This window comes from Nitratireductor lacus, assembly GCF_056431025.1.
Genome location: NZ_JBWKMB010000015.1, coordinates 50,249 through 66,440 on the forward strand (window position 1 = coordinate 50,249; position 16,192 = coordinate 66,440).

Here is a 16,192-nt window from a genome sequence, read left to right on the forward strand (position 1 = left end):
GACGCAATGCGCGTTGAGACCTTACTGAAAGACCGTGCAGGGCTTGCCCCCTCCGCCACCGCGCTTGTCACGGGGCCGGACCGGTTAAGCTACGCCGATTTCGACCGTCTGGCCGACCGTCTGGCCGGGGCCTTATGCGCCCACGGGGTCGAGCCCGGCGACCGGGTTGCGCTTTGCATGGACAATAGCCGGGAGATGGCCATCGCCGTCTTTGCCGGTCTCAGGGCCGGCGCGACGGTCGTTCCGGTCAACCCCGGCGTCAGGGCCGAGGGCCTCGCCCAGATCTTAATGGACTGCACGCCAAGAGCCCTCATTCATGAGGCCAGGCATGGCGGCCTCGTGAATGAGGCGATTGCTGCGGCGGGCCACACGCCCCTTTCCATCGTCGCCCGGACGGACATCGTCACCCGGACGGACAGGGCCACGCTCAGCGACGCCATCGCCTTCGACGCCTGCCTCGATTTAGAGGCGCCCTTACCCGCCCGGCAGGAAAACGACCGGGATCTCGCCTTTCTGATCTACACCTCCGGCTCATCCGGCAGGCCGAAGGGCGTGATGATGAGCCACCGCAATGTCGATGCGGCAGCGGCGATGATCGCCGATTATCTGGAAAACGACGACAGGGACGTGGTGCTTTCCGCACTGCCGCTTTCCTTCACCTACGGGCTGTATCAGCTCCTCGTGGCCGTGCGCAGCGGCGCGACGCTCGTTCTGGAAAAGAGCTTCGCCTTCCCCCACGCGGTTCTGGAAAAGGCGCATGCCGAAGGCGTTACCGGGTTTCCCCTCGTGCCAACCATGGCGGCCATGCTCGCCACGCTCGAAGGGCTCACGCCCGACCGGCTACCGCCGCTGCGCTACATCACCAATGCCGCAGCCCATCTGCCGCCCGCCCACATTCAGGCGCTGCGTGCGCTTTTCCCGGCAGCCCGCATCTACTCCATGTACGGTCTCACCGAATGCGCGCGGGCAACCTTTCTCGCGCCGGAAGATCTCGACCGGCATCCTACCTCCGTCGGCAAGGCCCTGCCGGGCACCGAGGCCCTTGTCATCGATGAAGATGGCAACGAAGCCGAGACGGACGTCACGGGCGAACTTGTCATCCGCGGACCACATGTCATGCAGGGCTACTGGAACAATCCGGAGGCAACCGCGCTTGCGCTGCGCGATGCGCCCGATGGCAGCGGTCGAAGGCTCCACACGGGCGACCTCTTCAAACGCGATGCGGAAGGCTTTCTCCATTTCGTCGGCCGCCGGGACGAGGTGGTGAAGATCCGCGGCGAAAAGGTCTCGCCCAGACAGGTGGACGCCGTGCTCGCCGCCTGCCCCGGCGTGCGCGAGGCGCTTTCGTTCACCACGCCCGACCCGCTCTTCGGCCACCGGCTCGACGCGCTCATCGTTGCCGACGATCCCGGCCTCACCGGGCGCATGCTCGCCCGGCACTGCAAACACCGCTTACCGGACACGATGGTCCCGAAGTCATTCATTTTCCAGGCGGAACTGCCGAAAACGGCAAACGGAAAACCCAGCCGCCGCCTCGCCGCCACGGAGGCCCTGAAAGCATCATGAACGACATGAACATCAGCTTTTCCATCGACGATCTGAAGATCGATCCCGCCGCCGAGACCCAGCGCATCGTCACCGCGCTGCGCACCCAGCTGCGCAGCAGACTGCGCAAGCGGGGATTAGTGCTCGGCCTGTCCGGCGGCATCGATTCCAGCGTCTGCGCGGCGCTTGCCGCCCGTGCGCTCGGGCCCGAGCGCGTCTTCTGCCTGTTCATGCCGGAATATGATTCCGACCCGGAGAGCCTGCGGCTCGGCCAGGAAGTCGCAACGACGTTCGGTCTCTCCAGCGTGATCGAGGATATCGGCCCGTCGCTCGCCGCCATGGGCTGCTATGAGCGCCGCGACGCCTTCATTCGCCAGGTCGTACCGGACTATGGCGCAGGCTGGTCGATGAAGATCGCCATCGCCAATGCGCTCACCACAAAAGCCTACAACATTTCCTATCTGGTGGTGCGGCGGCCCGACGGCACGGTCGAGAAGCACCGGCTCCCGCCAGAAGTCTATCTCGGCATCGTCGCCGCCACCAACATGAAGCAGCGCACCCGCAAACAGCTCGAATATTACCATGCCGACCGGCTGAACTATGCGGTCATCGGCACGCCCAACCGGCTGGAATATGATCAGGGTTTCTTCGTGAAGAATGGCGACGGCGCAGCCGATGTGAAGCCCATCGCCCACCTCTACAAGTCGCAGGTCTACCAGCTCGCGAAATATCTCGGCGTGCCCGCCGAAATCCGCCGCCGCATGCCGACAACAGACACCTATTCGCTCGCCCAGTCACAGGAGGAGTTTTATTTCGCGCTCCCCTATCGCGAGATGGATCTGTGCCTCTACGGGCTCGACCACGCCATTCCGGCCAAGAAGGTCGCCTGCGCCACCGGCCTCAGCGAGCGGCAGGTGGGGCTTGTGTGGCGCGACATTGCCGCAAAACGCAAAGTCGCCCACTATCTGCACCTGCCGCCGCAGTTGGTCGAGGAGATCGACGCCCCCTGATCAGCCAGCCTTCTTGGCCGCGAGCAGCGAAGAGCCGGGGAAACGCAGAAGCATCCCGAAGAGGTCGCGCGGTTCATCGGGGTCGGCCAGAAGGTCGAGCTCGATAAAGTGATCGGTCTCGCGCACGCGGTCATAGACATAGCGCAGCGCCGAGAAATCCTCCGTCGCGAAACCGACGGAATCGAACAGCGTGATCTGGCGCGCATTGCGACGCCCCTTCACCTTTCCGGCGATCACCTGCCACAGCTCTTCCACCGGGTGATCCTCCGCAAGCTGCTGAATCTCGCCCTCGATGCGCGTCTGCGGCGGATATTCCACGAAAATGTCGGAGCGGGTGAGAATGTCGCGATGCAGCTCGGTCTTGCCGGGGCAGTCGCCGCCCACCGCGTTGATGTGCACGCCGGAGCCGACCATGTTGTCCGTCAGGATCGTCGCATATTGCTTGTCGGCGGTTGCGGTGGTGATGATGTCCGCGCCTTCCACCGCCTCTTCCGGCGTCTTGCAGGCGGTCAGCTCGAAACCCAGCCCTGAGAGATTGCGCAGGCACTTTTCCGTCGCGCCGCCATCGATGTCATAGAGCCGAAGGCGGTCGACGCCGAGTGCGGCCTTGAACGCCATTGCCTGAAATTCAGACTGCGCGCCATTGCCAATGAGCGCCATGGTGCGCGAGCCCTCGGGCGCAAGATATTTCGCCGCCAGAGCAGATGTCGCCGCCGTGCGCAGCGCCGTCAGGATCGTCATTTCCGTGATCAGCAGCGGATAGCCATTGCCCACATCGGCATAGACTCCGAATGCCGTCACCGTCTGCCGCCCCTCGCGGGTATTCTTGGGATGACCGTTCACATATTTGAAGCCGTAATGCTTGCCGTCACTCGTCGGCATCAGCTCGATCACGCCTTCGCGGCTGTGCGCGGCCACACGCGGCGTCTTGTCGAAATCCTCCCAGCGGAGGAAATCTTCCTCGATGTAGTCCGTCAGCTCCGCCAGAAAGCGCTCCACACCGATTTCCAGCACCAGCTCCATCATGTGATGCACACTGACGAAGGGAACGAGGTTCAGCTTGTCGATCGAAGGGGTGTAGGTCATCGTCAATGGCTCCTGGTAGGCCGATCCATGATGCGCCGGCCAAGCAGACTGGCTGTGAGGTCGACAAGCAGGGTCGCCGTGCGACCGCGCTCATCGAGAAAAGGGTTGAGTTCCACGAGGTCGAGGCTGGTGACGAGGCCGCTGTCATGCAGCATCTCCATCGCCAGATGCGCCTCGCGGAAGGTTGCGCCGCCGGGCACGGTGGTGCCCACCGCCGGCGCAATGGCGGGATCGAGAAAGTCCACATCGAGGCTCACATGCAGGCGTCCACCCTCGGCGGCCACACGCTCGAGAAAAGCGCGCAGCAGCGGCGCTATCCCATGCTCATCGATGGCGCGCATGTCATGAACGGTCACGCCCGCCCCGCGCAGCGCCGTGTGCTCTGCCGGGTCCACGCTGCGCAGCCCAAGCGCGCAGATGCGCGTGGGATCGATCGGTGTGTGAAGGCGCGGAAAGAAGCCGTCGAAACCCGCCTGCCCGCTGGCATAGGCGAGCGGCACGCCATGCAGATTGCCGCTGGCGGTGGTGTCGAGCGTGTGAAAATCCGGATGCGCATCAAGCCACAGAACGAAAAGCGGCCTGTCGGCTTCCGCCGCCCGGCGCGCCATCCCGGCAAGGGTGCCCGCCGCCATGCTGTGGTCGCCGCCAAGAAAGATCGGCATGCCGTCTTCTCCCGCAGCGTAAGCCGCCTCGCTGATCGCATCCGTCCAGGCGACGATCTCCGGCAACGCCTTCAGCGCGGGGTTGCCATGCGGCTTCACATCCTGCGGTTTTGGAACAACGGTTCCGAGATCGGAAACCTGATGGCCCAGCTCGCCAAGCGCCGCCACGAGACCGGCCGTGCGCAAGGCGCTCGGTCCCATCTCGCATCCCATGCGCCCGGCGCCATCCTGCACCGGAATACCCAAGATCTTGCAATGCATAGCGCCACCGACCCATCGAACAGTTCCCGTTATTCGACCCCGGATCGTCGGCAGAATGAACAAACCAAATTGCCAAAAATTCCATAAGCATTTATCATTTTGCTAATTATGGATTTCATTTTGAACAATCATGGATGAACTCGACGAACGCCTGATCACCCTTCTGCGCCATGATGCGCGCCGCAGCATCTCGGATCTGGCGATGGATCTGGGCGTGTCGCGCGCCACGGTGCGCGCCCGTATGGAGCGGCTGGAGAAGGGCGGCCACATAGTCGGATACACGGTCATCCTGCGGGCCGACACGGTGGAAGCGCCCGTGCGCGGCATCACCATGGTGGAGATCGAAGGGCGTTCCGCCGACCGGGTGATCCACGCGCTGGAGGGGTTTCCGGAAGTTTCCGCCGTCCACACCACGAATGGTCGCTGGGACATCGTGGTGGAGATCGGCGCGTCCACACTGACCGACCTCGACGCGGTGCTGCGCCGCATCCGCCTCATTCCCGGCATCATGAACAGCGAAACAAGCCTGCTTCTGGCCACGCCCCACAGCACCCGCGCGCGGCTGTGAGCGCCATTTATGGCTGCGTTAACCTGAAGGCCCTAGCCTAAAAGGCCCCTGCCCCACCGCAAACCGACGAGCGAACCACGATGCCAGACAGAAGCTCTGAACCCATTCGCTGGGGAATTGTCGGCACAGGAACCATGGCCGGGCAGTTCGCCGAAGACCTGCGCCTGTCGGAGGGCGCCGAGCTTGCCGCCGTTTCTTCGAGAAACGCAGACAAGGCAAAGGCCTTCGCTGCACGCCACGGCGACCACGTGACGGCCCACACCGCGCACACGGACCTGCTGGGCGACAGCACGGTGGATGCCGTCTATATCGCCACGCCCAATGACACGCACTTTCCCATCGCCTGCGCGGCCATCGAAAGCGGCAAGGATGTCCTGGTGGAAAAACCGCTTGTCACCACGAGCGCGCAGGCCGTCCGCCTGGCCACGCTCGCTGCGGAACAGGGCGTCTTTCTGATGGAGGCCATGTGGACGCGCTTCCTGCCGGCCATCGCCAAAGCGAGGTCGCTGATCGAGGAAGGCGCAATCGGAGAAGTCACACGCCTGCGCGGAAGCCTCGCCTTCCACCACCCCTATGATCCCGAAAGCCGCTTCTACGCGAAAGAGCATGGCGGCGGCGCGATGCTGGATCTAGGAGTGTACGGCATCTCGCTTGCCCGGCTTTTGATGGGTGAACCCATTGAAGTTGCGGGAGAATGGCGCGCAGCGCCGACAGGTGTCGATATGTCGGCATCCCTGACCCTCAACTTCTCTGGCGACGTGAAGGCGCATCTTTCCTGCGCGTTCGATCACGAGGGCGAAAACTGCTTCATCATCGAAGGCAGCAGAGGCACTCTGTTGCTTCCCGCCCCGTTCATCGCGGCACGGGCCGTTCTGCAATGCTCAAACGGACTTGCCGCAAGGCTCGCGGCGTTTCCGGGTCGTTCCGTCCCGTCGCGTACGATCCGCAAACTCGCCGCCCGCCTGCCATTGCCGGGGGTCCGGCAACATGTTTTTCCCTATGCGGGATATGGCCTCGGCTTTGAAATTGAAGCGGCTTCAGAAGCCATGCGCTCGGGCAACACCCATCATCGCCTCATGTCCCCGCTGGACAGCGCACGCACTCTGGAGATCGTGGAAACCGTTCTCGACGAGGCAAATCGCCTGACCTGACCTGTCAGCCTTCGCTCCAGCGCGGGCTGAAATCGAAACGGGTCTTCGGCGTGTAATCGTGTTCACCGGCATTGAGCGCGAGAACCAGCTCGGTCAGGTGCAACGCCACATCTCCCGAAAAGAAGGGTGTGGTTCCATCCTCGAGCGCCCTTGCCTGCTCTGCAATACCGCGCATGAAGTCGATCTGCGAGGGATAGGACGGCAGCGTCTTCTTCCTGCCTGTCCCATGGCTGGACACCCGCTTTCCCGGAAATACGCTCACCGGCAGGGTTCGGCCGATCCGATGTTCGATTGCGTTCAGCGCCCGTTCCAGAAAAGACCTTTCACGTCCCGGCGCGGACAGATGAATGGGCGAATTGTCATCCCAGAGATCACGCAGGGTCAGACTGCCCCTGTCTCCGAGCACGGTGAGCGAGCGATCGCGCGGTGCGGCGAGCCCGCAGGTCAGCCGCGCCCTGACGCCGCTCTCGAAGGTCAGGAGACCTACGGAAAAATCGGGCGCGAGCACCTCGTCACCCCCGACACCCTTGTCCGGAAAGCACAGCGCAGAAGACGCTGAAAGATGCACAACCGGGCCGAAGAGGTCGACCAGCCAGCTCAGCGCATAGCCTGCATGCTCCAGCGTGCAGCCGATCTTGAACTCTTCCGCGCCGGGCCAGCGCGCGCCCGAACGGCTTCGCCAGTTCTGCCAGTCGGCACGGAAGACGGGGCCGTCCTCCATCTCGGCATAGACGAGGCGCGGGCGACCGATCTCGCCTTTGGCCATGAGGCGGACAAAAGCCTCATGCGCGGTGCTGAGCGCATTGGCGGGGGCGCAACAGACGGTCAGGCCGCGTTCGGCGGCAAGCTTCGCCAGCGCTTCCGCTTCATCGACAGTCATGGCCAGCGGCTTCTCGCAATAGACATGCTTGCCGGCTTCGAGAGACGCCCTGTTGACCGCGTAATGGCTCTCCGGGTTTGTCAGATTGACGACGATCCGGACATCCCCGTCATCGAGAAGGGACTGCATGTCCGCATAGGGACGCGCACCATGAAAATCGCAGAACTGGCTGAGCCTTGCAGCGTCGCGATCCCAGACACCCGCCAGCTGGAGACCGGGGTGGTTCTGGAGCGTCGTCATGTAATAGTCGGCAACAAAGCCCGTGCCGACAAAAGCGATTTTCGTCATTGGAAGCCTCAAACAGGTCCTGACCTTACTTCTTCAGTGAGCGGATCATGCGCAGCACATCGTCCTCGGCAGGATTGCCGCCAAATTCCTCGACAATGCCGAAAGCCCCGCCATAGCCCCAGATGGACCAGGCAAAACCGCGTTGCTCTGCCTTTTCGATCATGTCTCGAATATAGGCTGCGCGCCACGCGCCGGGGATCACGTCGGGATTCCCGTATTCCTGGCGGATCATGCCGAACTCGCCGAGCAGGATGTTCTGCGGGTCGACGCCATATCGCGCAGCCCAGTCCGCCACCGTCTTGAAGGGCGCGTCCATCTGCGCATCCAGTTTCTCCTCGGTGCCGATGCCCGCGATCTGCTCATCCAGATAATCAAGCATGCCCGAGCGGCGCATAAAGGGTGCGTCAGCGCGAATGCGTGCGCGCGCCTTTGAAACCGCGGCTTCCAGCTCGGCCTTGTGCTCGTAGGGAGGGTAAGGAACGCCCGTCACATAGCGAATGAAGTCGCCCGCCCAGAGGGCGCCCTGCGTGGTCAGGATGAAAGGATCATAGGAATGAAAGCCCCACAGGATGTTCTCGTCCGGGATGGTGTTGGGGTTGAGTGCGGCAAGCCCGCTGGCCGATCCCCAGCACGCACCGGACAGAATGAGCGTGGTGCGCGGCGCAGAAGATCGGGCCGCTGCGAAAAGCCGGCCAAGCTGATCGTCCCAGGCTGCAGCCTCCGCGCCTTCGCAGCCCGTCACGGGCTCATTCAACAGTTCGAAGGCAACGCGCTCGGGGTCCTCTGCGGCCAGCGTGCGGCCCATGTCACGCACGAGATCCAGATAGCGCTCGAACAGCGCATCGTCGCGCAGAAGCTCTTCAATACCGGCAAACCGGTCGGCACCACGCGGGATGGGGTGGAGATCGACGATCGCCTTCAGCCCGGCGGCGTTGATGGTGCGCACGCCCTCCAGAACCGACATCAGAAGGCGCTCGCGCAAATGGTCTGCCTTCGGAGAGAGAAATGGAATGGGATCGACCGGCATGCGCAGGAAATCGAATCCAACATCTCTCAGAAGTGCCAGATCTTGCGCATCCAGCCTGCGCCGCCATTCGGGATATGGCAGGAGCACGCCGTCGCGCGACCACTCCGCCTCGTTCGGCCAGGTATCCCACAGATCGAGATTGAGGCCGCGCTCAGGTGCGAATGTCGCTGCCTCGAGCGGCCCGGAAGCCAGCGCCAAAAGGCCGGCCGCGGCCAGCCCGCGCTTCAACCATGCCGTTCTGCTCGCCATTCAGCGGCTCCCGTTTCCTCATCCGAGCGGCAAACACCGCACCTTCCGGATACCAGCCGCGGATTAACGAAACATGGTGATGGACGTCGGCAAGCTGTGCTTCAGGGCGCCTTTATAAATTTGGGAAATTCCGGTTTGAAATTCTGAAATTCGCTCTGGAATGACGGAAAACCGGTCAAATTCCAAAATTCGGGCGGCTCTGCGCCGCCCGGAAAATCGTCGCGTCATCTAGGCGCGCAGTGCCTCGGCGTGACCGCTCTCTCCAGCCTGCGCATCCGTCTCGCTTGCCAGCCCGGCCGCGACGACAGAGACGCGGAAAACGCCTTCCAGCTTGTCATCGAAGATGGCACCGACGATGATCTCGGCATCGTCGCCGACTTCCTCGCGGATGCGGGTGGCTGCTTCGTCCACCTCGAACAGTGTCATGTCGCGGCCACCGGAAATGGAGACCAGAACGCCGCGTGCGCCCCTCATGTTGGCTTCGTCCAGAAGCGGGTTGGCGATGGCCGCTTCCGCAGCCTTCATCGCGCGCGCGTCGCCCGTCGCCTCGCCCGTGCCCATCATGGCGCGGCCCATGTCGCGCATGACCGAACGGACATCGGCAAAGTCCAGATTGATCAGACCTTCCTTGACGATCAGATCGGTGATGCAGCGAACGCCCGAGTAAAGAACCTTGTCGGCCAGTTCGAACGCTTCGGCAAAGGTGGTCTTGGCATCGGCGATGCGGAACAGATTCTGGTTGGGAATGACAATGACCGTATCGGCCGCCTGCCGCAGAAGTTCTATCCCCTGCTCGGCGATGGCCATGCGGCGATTGCCCTCGAAGGTGAACGGCTTGGTCACCACGGCGACGGTCAGGATGCCGGCATTGCGGGCCGCGGCGGCGATGATCGGCGCGGCACCCGTGCCCGTGCCTCCGCCCATACCGGCCGTGACGAAGCACATATGCGTGCCCGACAGGTGATCCATGATCTCGTCGATGGTCTCTTCGGCGGCGGCCTGGCCGATCTCCGGCAGCGACCCCGCACCCAGCCCCTCAGTCGAGTTCGCGCCAAGCTGGATCAGCCGCTCGGCCTTCGACATGGTGAGCGCCTGCGCATCCGTGTTTGCGGCGATGAAGTCCACGCCCTGCAGATTTTGCGTGATCATGTTGTTGACGGCGTTGCCGCCGCCGCCGCCGACACCGACAATGGTGATCTTGGGGCGCATTTCAGAGATTTCGGGCTTCTTTTCGTCCGTCATGGGGCCTTGGTCCTTCCTGGGGGCAGGCGGCGACAGCGAATCGCTCCGCCCGCGCGTCCGCATCAGGGAATCAGAGTGCGCACGCTAGTTCAAGTGCGCGCTACGCCACGAATGCCGCCACAATACGGCTCGACTACAAATCTGATGACGCCCTGTAACGCTCGACCGGCAACGTCAGGACGGAACCTCGGCATTGTCGGCAATGACGCTTTCACGCAGGAGCCTCAACACATCCGGATCGGCCGACTGCACACGGCTCCAATTGGCGATGAAAGGCGTTTCCATCGGGTGCTCCAGAAAGGTGTGCCCCGCCTCGACGATATTCGCGGCAAAGAGTTCCACCGCCTTTTCCTCCTTGTGGCGATCCACATGCAGGCCGTTCATGATGGCGTCGTTGTAGTAACGCTCGATAAGATCGAGAGCGAGCCGGTAGTAGGTGGCCTTGAGGGTCCGGAAATGCTCCTGACTGAACACCATGCCGTCGGTCGCGAGTTTGCGGAAAATCGCCTTGGAAATGTCAATAGACATGCGCGAAAGCCCGCGTGCGGCATCTTCTGCCGAAAGCGGCTGGTGCTTGTGGTCGTAGCGGTCGCAGATATCTACCTGGCAGACGGAGTGGCGACCGAGATTGCGCCATACTTCTGAAAGAACGCCGATCTCCAGCCCCCAGTCGGAGGGAATGCGGATGTCCGGGAGGATGGAGGTGCGCATGGCGAATTCGCCCGCCAGCGGATATCGGAAAGCCTGCAGATATTCGACATAATCGCTGTGGCCGAACGTGCGCTGCAGCGCCTGTAGAAGTGGCGCGATCAACAGCCGGCTAACCCGGCCGTTCAGTTTCCCGTCTGCGATACGCGGATAGTATCCCTTGCAGAACTGATAGGGAAAGGAAGGATTAGCCAGCGGATAGACAAGCCGCATCAGCATTTCGCGCGAATAGGTGGTGATGTCGCAATCATGCAGGGCCACCACGTCGCTATCCTGGCAGGCAATCGTGTAGCCCATGCAATACCAGACATTGCGCCCCTTGCCGGGCTCTTCCGGCGCGAGCCCAAGAGAGGCGAGGCGCTCCTGAACAGCTTTGAGGCGCGGGCCGTCGTTCCACAGGATCGAGTGCTTTTGCGGTAAACGGGAGAAATAATCCCGGGCGAAGCGAAATTGCTCTTCGTCTGCGCGGTCCAGACCTATGACGATGTGATTGATGTAATCCACCTGGCAAAGCTCATCGACGATCTTGCCAAGTGCAGGAGCTTCGAGCTCTGAAAACAGCGACGGCAGGATGAGCGTGATCTTGCGGCGGCCGGCGAAGAGGTTGAGCTGCCGCTCCATCTCTTGCGGCGCGACGGTGCCGAGATTGTGCAGCGTGGCGACGCTTCCGCTCTGCTGAAAATCCGACATGATGTTCCTCTCCGCTATTCGATCTCTTCCAGCACTGCGAGCATTTCTTCGTTCCAGCCTGCCGGCCCCGCAAGACGCGCCCTTCTCAGCACCTGGCTTCCACCACGGGCAATCTTGCCGATACCCGCATGGGCAGGGTTGGGAATTTCAATCGCAATGTCCACGCTTTCCAGCATGTCGCGGTCGTTTGGCGCATCGCCAAGTGCGACGCTGACCACCGGAGTGTGTTTGCCTTCCAGCCCCGCAAGCAGTTCGCGGACCCTCTCTCCCTTTGTGCCGCCGAACGAAAGCGTAGCGAACCGCCCGCCCTTTTGAACAAGCACACCCTTGTCGTTGAGCGCCTGACAGAACGCCGCGAACTCCTCTTCCGTCCCGCTCCAGATTCCGGGTTCGGAATAGTCCCGTTGCCGGGCCAGTTGCGCTGCCTCGAGGCTCAGGCCGGTGCAGGCCGCCACCTCCCCTGCGTCCCAGTCCGAGAAGCCGGAATATCTGCGCCTAAGTTCACCCGGCAGCGTGTCGACAAGCCGGACAATTTCCTCATACCGGCTTTCGGACTTTCGCAGATTTCCGGTTTTCGGTGGAAGAATGCCGGCACCATTCTCGATGATGGCCGGGCAATGGGCAAATCCCATGGCCTCACGCAAAGGCGCGATCTCGGCTGCGGTCTTGCTGGAAGCCAGGATGAGCACGCCATCCCGCGCACGCAGCGCCTTCAGCGCAGGACGCGCCGGTGCGAATTCATAGGTCTCATGGTCGAGCAGCGTACCATCCAGGTCGCTGAACACGACGAGGCGCGGCCTGATGATCATGAAACCGTTTGCCGGTTGGAGATCCAGCGTGTCTGATACGGAGCAAAGGCTATCTCGCCGGAAAGCTGTGCGATCGGCTCGCCCGTCAGAAGATCGCACCACAGATCGCCCTCGATGAGGTTGAGAGCCATGGAGGGTATGGAACGTGTGTCACTGGTCAGGTTCGATACTGCGAAAATGCTCTGCGACCTGTCGAGGCTCTGGCGCCAGAAACCGAAAAAGGCCTCGCCGAGCTGAAGCGTGAATTGCGTGGCGTTGGGATGGAAGGCGGGTTGCCCCGAGCGCACGCGCACCATCTCCTTCAGCCGCGAAAGCACACGGGCGGAGAGCGTGTTTGGGTCATCAAGCTCCTTGCGCAGCATCGCGTAGTCCAGTCGCTTCCGGTTGATGGCGCGATTGTAGCCCAGCTTTTCGACACCGTCATAGTCGTTGCGCGTTGCGAGCAGGGAGTGGATGTAAAATGCGGGAATGCCCTCCAGCCCCATGACAATGGCCTGGCTGCAAAGAAAGCGCTCGACCTGCAGATCGTCGGTCCCTTCATGGGTTCCGGCAAAGGCGTCAAACAGCGCCACATTCAGCTCATAGGGCCTGTCGCCATCCGGGCGGGCATAATAGGAAACCCGGCCGCCAAAGCCCTGCACCGTGTCGATGACCTGCAGGATCTCTTCTTCAGGAATGAGACCTTCGGCGGGTCGCAGGCCAATGCCATCATGCGAGGCGGAAAAATTGAAATAGGCACAGCCGAGCTGCGCCGGCGGCATCGCCATCTGCCAGGCGTTAAGATATTTCGACGTACCGCCAAGCAGCGCGTGCAGGAGAAGCGGCGGCAGCGCGAAATTGTAGATCATGTGCGCTTCGTTGCGATTGCCGAAATAACTGAGATTTTCGACATTCGGAACATTGGTCTCGGTGATGAGTACAATCGGTTCCTCGCGATAATCGCACAAGAGCCGGATAAGGCGGATGATCTCATGCGTCTGGCGCAGATGGATGCAACGAGTCCCGATCTCCTTCCAGAGGAAGGCCACCGCATCGAGGCGAATGGTGCGCACGCCACGCTCGATATGCTCGCGGATGATGTCGAGAAACTCGAACAGGACACGCGGATTGGAAAAATCGAAATCCACCTGATCGTGGCTGAAAGTGCACCAGACATGCTTGATGCCGCTTTCCGTCTCGAAGGCGCGCAAGAGCGGGTGGGTGCGGGGTCGCACCACCGCACTCAGATCATCTTCAGGGTTTGCCACCTTGAAGAACCGATCCCAGGGTTCGTGGCCCTGCAGGAAATCCGAGAACATGCGGCTCTGGCTGGAGCAGTGGTTCATCACCAGATCGGACATGAGACGGAAATGGCCGGCGATGCGCGAAATATCGGCCCAGTCGCCCAACTGGCTGTTCACCTCGCGATAGTCGGTGACGGCGAACCCGTCATCCGAGGTGAACGGAAAGAAGGGCAGGATGTGAATGCCTGTGAAGACGCCCGTCAGATAGCGCTCGGAGAAATCGTACAGCAGATCGAGCGGCTTGTGTTCGCCATCCACCAGCGTGTTGCCATAGGTGATGACGTAGTTGTCCTTTTCGCTCCAAAGCGAATTTGCCGGGACCCGGCCACGCCTGCGCGGCTTTCCCTTCTCTCCGAAGAACACGGCCAGCGCCTGTTCTGCAAGCGTGGCGGGGCCCTGGTCAGGATATATGGAACCGAGGAGCTGGCTGAGACCATTGTGCAGCCTGGTGGGCGTCGTCGCTGGCGCCCTGCGCTCTGCTCCCGTTACCGTCATGTGCCGAACCGGTCATGCTGCATTGCAACATGATGGCGTGGGACGGCGACAATGGCAAGGGGTCATCAGATTTCCGGCAGCCACCCGCCTTCGGGCGTCGGCGCAAGGGCCGGCGTTTCGAACACACCGACAACGCGGTCGCAGATGCCCTCGCTCTCGGCCGAAAGCGCCTCGCGCCAGCGACTCGTCTGCAACATGGCCGCACCGACGGCGACGGGCTCGATGTTGCACAGTTTGAGGAGTTTCAGACCGGCGAGAATGGAGCTGCCAGTGCTGATGACATCGTCCACCAGAAGCACGCGGCGCCCCTCGATGAGAGGCAGCATGCGGGGGTCCACATAAAGGCGCTTCTGCTGATCGGGGCTGGTGACGGAGCGCAGCGGAACCGAACGCTCTTCCTCATACCAGAACTTGCGCGATGTACTGAGCGGCACATAGCGGCTGTGACCGAGCGCGCGGGCGACCTGAGAGGCAAGCGTCAGGCCGAGGGTGGGCAGGCCGACGACGACATCCGGCCTGAAGGCGTACGCCTTTTCAGCGAGCGCCTTCGCCAGCGCATCGGAGACGGAGAAGCTTGCCTGGTTGACGATGAGCGACGCAAGCGCCCGCTCGCCACCTGAAAGAACGCGGATCGGGAGGCCGAGCTGACGCCCATCGGGCAGCTCTGCGGGGAAGAACCCCTTGTGGCCGCCGCGCGGGGCGCGCTCGAAGGTTCCTGCCGGTTCGAGCACCTGCCAGAATGCCTGGGGATCGATCTGGAAATCGGAATGCGTCATTGTCTGCCGAAAGGCCCCGCGTTAAGAATGAGCTGTTTTCACCTTGGATTTCTGTTTCCGGACAGAGCAACGATCTCCACGCCGGCCGCCTTGCTGCGGAAGGCACCTTTTATCCGGGCAGACGCATGAATGGAAAGGGCGTATTGATGGCTGTTAACGAGGATGTTCGTGCGGAGCTCGATTTTCTCGTCGCATTGCGACGCGACCTGCACGCCCATCCCGAGCTGGGCTTCGAGGAAGAGCGGACCAGCCAGATTGTCGCCGAACATCTGACAGAGACCGGCCTGAAGGTGCATCGCGGCCTTGGCGGCACCGGCGTGGTGGGCACGCTGACGGTGGGCAACGGCCCGCGCACCATCGGCCTGCGCGCCGACATGGACGCGCTCGCCATGCCCGAAACCGCCGACCGCCCCTATAAATCCACCGTGCCCGGCAAGATGCATGCCTGCGGACATGACGGACACACGACGCTGCTTCTGGGCGCGGCGCGCGAGCTGGCGCGGACGCGCAATTTCTCCGGCACGGTGCACTTCATCTTCCAGCCGGCGGAAGAAGGCCGTGGCGGCGCAAAGCGCATGGTGGAAGACGGGCTGTTCGAGCTGTTTCCCTGCGATGCGGTCTATGGCCTGCACAACATGCCCGGCCTCGACACCGACGAGATGGCCGTTGTGGCCGGACCGCAGCTTGCCTCTTCCGATAGCTGGCAGGTGCGGTTTCGCGGCGTCGGCACCCATGGCGCAAAGCCGCATCTGGGCAAGGACCCGGTGACGGCGGGCGGGCATTTTCTTGCGAGCCTGCAGACGATTGTCGGCCGTGTGGTGGACCCGTTGCAGCCAGCCGTGGTGAGCGCCTGCTCGGTGCAGGCGGGCGATCCCAACGCGCTCAACGTGATCCCCGATTTCATGGACATTGCAGGAACCGCCCGCGCCTACACGCCGCGTGTGCGCGACCAGCTGGAAGAAGAGATCGGCCGGCTGGCGAATGGTGTTGCTGCGATGTTCGGCATCGAGGCGGAATACCGCTTCATCCGCCGCATTCCGCCCGTGGTGAACGATGCGGACGCGACGGCGCGTGCGCTGGCGGCGGCGAAGGCCGTGTGCGGCGACAAGGTGCGCACCGACTTTCCGCCTTCGACGGCGGGCGACGACTTCGCGTTCTTCTCGCAGGACGTGCCGGGGGCCTATGTGTGGCTCGGCAATGGCCCGGCCGTGGATGGCGCGCTGCACCACAACACGGCTTATGACTTCAACGACGAGGCGATCGGCACCGGCGTAAAATTCTGGACGACGCTGGTGGAGCAGGAACTGGCGGCCTGATTTTGGATGTGGGGCGCTCGCCCCTCATCCGCCTGCCGGCACCTTCTCCCCGCCTGCGGGGAGAAGGAAGAAGTGGCACCGTCTATGCCCCCTTCTCCCCGTTCACGGGGAGAAGGTGAGGATGAGGGGCGAGCGCTGACCTGAAA

Annotated in this window: 14 protein-coding genes; 5 read left to right on the plus strand and 9 right to left on the minus strand. The window is 62.6% G+C overall.

Annotated features, from left to right (window positions below):
- The first annotated feature begins 6 nt into the window (after positions 1 to 6).
- Both AC07E3_RS14050 and nadE read left to right on the plus strand, forming a co-directional pair.
- Positions 7 to 1,566, plus strand: coding sequence for a class I adenylate-forming enzyme family protein (locus AC07E3_RS14050; RefSeq protein WP_478362740.1), 1,560 nt, complete (start codon positions 7 to 9; stop codon positions 1,564 to 1,566).
- Positions 1,563 to 2,555, plus strand: coding sequence for an NAD(+) synthase (nadE, locus tag AC07E3_RS14055; RefSeq protein WP_478362742.1), 993 nt, complete (start codon positions 1,563 to 1,565; stop codon positions 2,553 to 2,555). The genes AC07E3_RS14050 and nadE overlap by 4 nt, the downstream gene beginning before the upstream one ends.
- On the opposite strand, the gene AC07E3_RS14060 is transcribed toward nadE, so the two are convergent.
- Together AC07E3_RS14060 and rocF are read right to left on the minus strand one after the other, a co-directional pair.
- Positions 2,556 to 3,641: an ornithine cyclodeaminase gene (locus AC07E3_RS14060; protein ID WP_478362744.1), complete on the minus strand. Its 1,086-nt coding sequence runs from the start codon at positions 3,639 to 3,641 to the stop codon at positions 2,556 to 2,558.
- Between the two features lie 2 nt (positions 3,642 to 3,643).
- The gene (gene rocF, locus AC07E3_RS14065; RefSeq protein ID WP_065815883.1) at positions 3,644 to 4,564 is read right to left on the minus strand and encodes an arginase; all 921 of its coding nucleotides are present in this window, start codon (positions 4,562 to 4,564) and stop codon (positions 3,644 to 3,646) included.
- Positions 4,565 to 4,694: 130 nt separating this feature from the next.
- On the opposite strand from rocF, the gene AC07E3_RS14070 reads away from it, so the two are divergent.
- Positions 4,695 to 5,132 carry an Lrp/AsnC family transcriptional regulator gene (locus AC07E3_RS14070; protein ID WP_336068962.1) on the plus strand — a complete coding sequence of 146 codons (438 nt, stop codon included), beginning with the start codon at positions 4,695 to 4,697 and terminating at the stop codon, positions 5,130 to 5,132.
- A gap of 80 nt (positions 5,133 to 5,212) precedes the next feature.
- Complete coding sequence (locus AC07E3_RS14075; protein WP_478362746.1) at positions 5,213 to 6,283, plus strand: Gfo/Idh/MocA family protein; 1,071 nt, start codon at positions 5,213 to 5,215, stop codon at positions 6,281 to 6,283.
- A gap of 4 nt (positions 6,284 to 6,287) precedes the next feature.
- Here AC07E3_RS14075 and AC07E3_RS14080 read toward each other — a convergent pair whose 3' ends face one another.
- The 7 genes from AC07E3_RS14080 to AC07E3_RS14110 all read right to left on the minus strand — a co-directional run bounded on the left by AC07E3_RS14080 (position 6,288) and on the right by AC07E3_RS14110 (position 14,730).
- Positions 6,288 to 7,451, minus strand: coding sequence for a Gfo/Idh/MocA family protein (locus tag AC07E3_RS14080; RefSeq protein ID WP_478362748.1), 1,164 nt, complete (start codon positions 7,449 to 7,451; stop codon positions 6,288 to 6,290).
- 25 nt (positions 7,452 to 7,476) lie between these two features.
- Positions 7,477 to 8,727, minus strand: coding sequence for a glycoside hydrolase family 5 protein (locus tag AC07E3_RS14085; RefSeq protein ID WP_478362750.1), 1,251 nt, complete (start codon positions 8,725 to 8,727; stop codon positions 7,477 to 7,479).
- A 228-nt stretch (positions 8,728 to 8,955) separates the two neighbouring features.
- Positions 8,956 to 9,969 (minus strand): cell division protein FtsZ, encoded by a 1,014-nt coding sequence (ftsZ, locus tag AC07E3_RS14090; protein WP_478362752.1) that lies wholly within the window; start codon positions 9,967 to 9,969, stop codon positions 8,956 to 8,958.
- A 174-nt stretch (positions 9,970 to 10,143) separates the two neighbouring features.
- A complete protein-coding gene (locus AC07E3_RS14095; protein ID WP_478362754.1) occupies positions 10,144 to 11,367 on the minus strand; it encodes a glycosyltransferase family protein in 1,224 nt (407 codons plus the stop codon).
- 14 nt (positions 11,368 to 11,381) lie between these two features.
- A complete protein-coding gene (locus AC07E3_RS14100; protein ID WP_478362756.1) occupies positions 11,382 to 12,176 on the minus strand; it encodes an HAD-IIB family hydrolase in 795 nt (264 codons plus the stop codon).
- Complete coding sequence (locus tag AC07E3_RS14105; protein WP_478362758.1) at positions 12,173 to 13,954, minus strand: sugar phosphorylase; 1,782 nt, start codon at positions 13,952 to 13,954, stop codon at positions 12,173 to 12,175. The genes AC07E3_RS14100 and AC07E3_RS14105 overlap by 4 nt, the downstream gene beginning before the upstream one ends.
- A gap of 65 nt (positions 13,955 to 14,019) precedes the next feature.
- Entirely contained in the window at positions 14,020 to 14,730 is a 711-nt protein-coding gene (locus tag AC07E3_RS14110; RefSeq protein ID WP_478362760.1) for a phosphoribosyltransferase, read from the minus strand.
- 146 nt (positions 14,731 to 14,876) lie between these two features.
- Here AC07E3_RS14110 and AC07E3_RS14115 point away from each other — a divergent pair, with 146 nt between their 5' ends.
- Entirely contained in the window at positions 14,877 to 16,046 is a 1,170-nt protein-coding gene (locus AC07E3_RS14115; protein WP_478362762.1) for a M20 aminoacylase family protein, read from the plus strand.
- Positions 16,047 to 16,192 lie beyond the last annotated feature (146 nt).

What these genes read in the sequence shown, in the direction of transcription:
- AC07E3_RS14050 (WP_478362740.1), top strand. Translation starts at nt 7, where the DNA reads ATGCGCGTTGAGACCTTACTGAAAGACCGTGCAGGGCTTGCCCCCTCC.
- nadE (WP_478362742.1), top strand. Translation starts at nt 1,563, where the DNA reads ATGAACGACATGAACATCAGCTTTTCCATCGACGATCTGAAGATCGAT.
- AC07E3_RS14060 (WP_478362744.1), bottom strand. Translation starts at nt 3,641, where the DNA reads ATGACCTACACCCCTTCGATCGACAAGCTGAACCTCGTTCCCTTCGTC.
- rocF (WP_065815883.1), bottom strand. Translation starts at nt 4,564, where the DNA reads ATGCATTGCAAGATCTTGGGTATTCCGGTGCAGGATGGCGCCGGGCGC.
- AC07E3_RS14070 (WP_336068962.1), top strand. Translation starts at nt 4,695, where the DNA reads ATGGATGAACTCGACGAACGCCTGATCACCCTTCTGCGCCATGATGCG.
- AC07E3_RS14075 (WP_478362746.1), top strand. Translation starts at nt 5,213, where the DNA reads ATGCCAGACAGAAGCTCTGAACCCATTCGCTGGGGAATTGTCGGCACA.
- AC07E3_RS14080 (WP_478362748.1), bottom strand. Translation starts at nt 7,451, where the DNA reads ATGACGAAAATCGCTTTTGTCGGCACGGGCTTTGTTGCCGACTATTAC.
- AC07E3_RS14085 (WP_478362750.1), bottom strand. Translation starts at nt 8,727, where the DNA reads ATGGCGAGCAGAACGGCATGGTTGAAGCGCGGGCTGGCCGCGGCCGGC.
- ftsZ (WP_478362752.1), bottom strand. Translation starts at nt 9,969, where the DNA reads ATGACGGACGAAAAGAAGCCCGAAATCTCTGAAATGCGCCCCAAGATC.
- AC07E3_RS14095 (WP_478362754.1), bottom strand. Translation starts at nt 11,367, where the DNA reads ATGTCGGATTTTCAGCAGAGCGGAAGCGTCGCCACGCTGCACAATCTC.
- AC07E3_RS14100 (WP_478362756.1), bottom strand. Translation starts at nt 12,176, where the DNA reads ATGATCATCAGGCCGCGCCTCGTCGTGTTCAGCGACCTGGATGGTACG.
- AC07E3_RS14105 (WP_478362758.1), bottom strand. Translation starts at nt 13,954, where the DNA reads ATGACGGTAACGGGAGCAGAGCGCAGGGCGCCAGCGACGACGCCCACC.
- AC07E3_RS14110 (WP_478362760.1), bottom strand. Translation starts at nt 14,730, where the DNA reads ATGACGCATTCCGATTTCCAGATCGATCCCCAGGCATTCTGGCAGGTG.
- AC07E3_RS14115 (WP_478362762.1), top strand. Translation starts at nt 14,877, where the DNA reads ATGGCTGTTAACGAGGATGTTCGTGCGGAGCTCGATTTTCTCGTCGCA.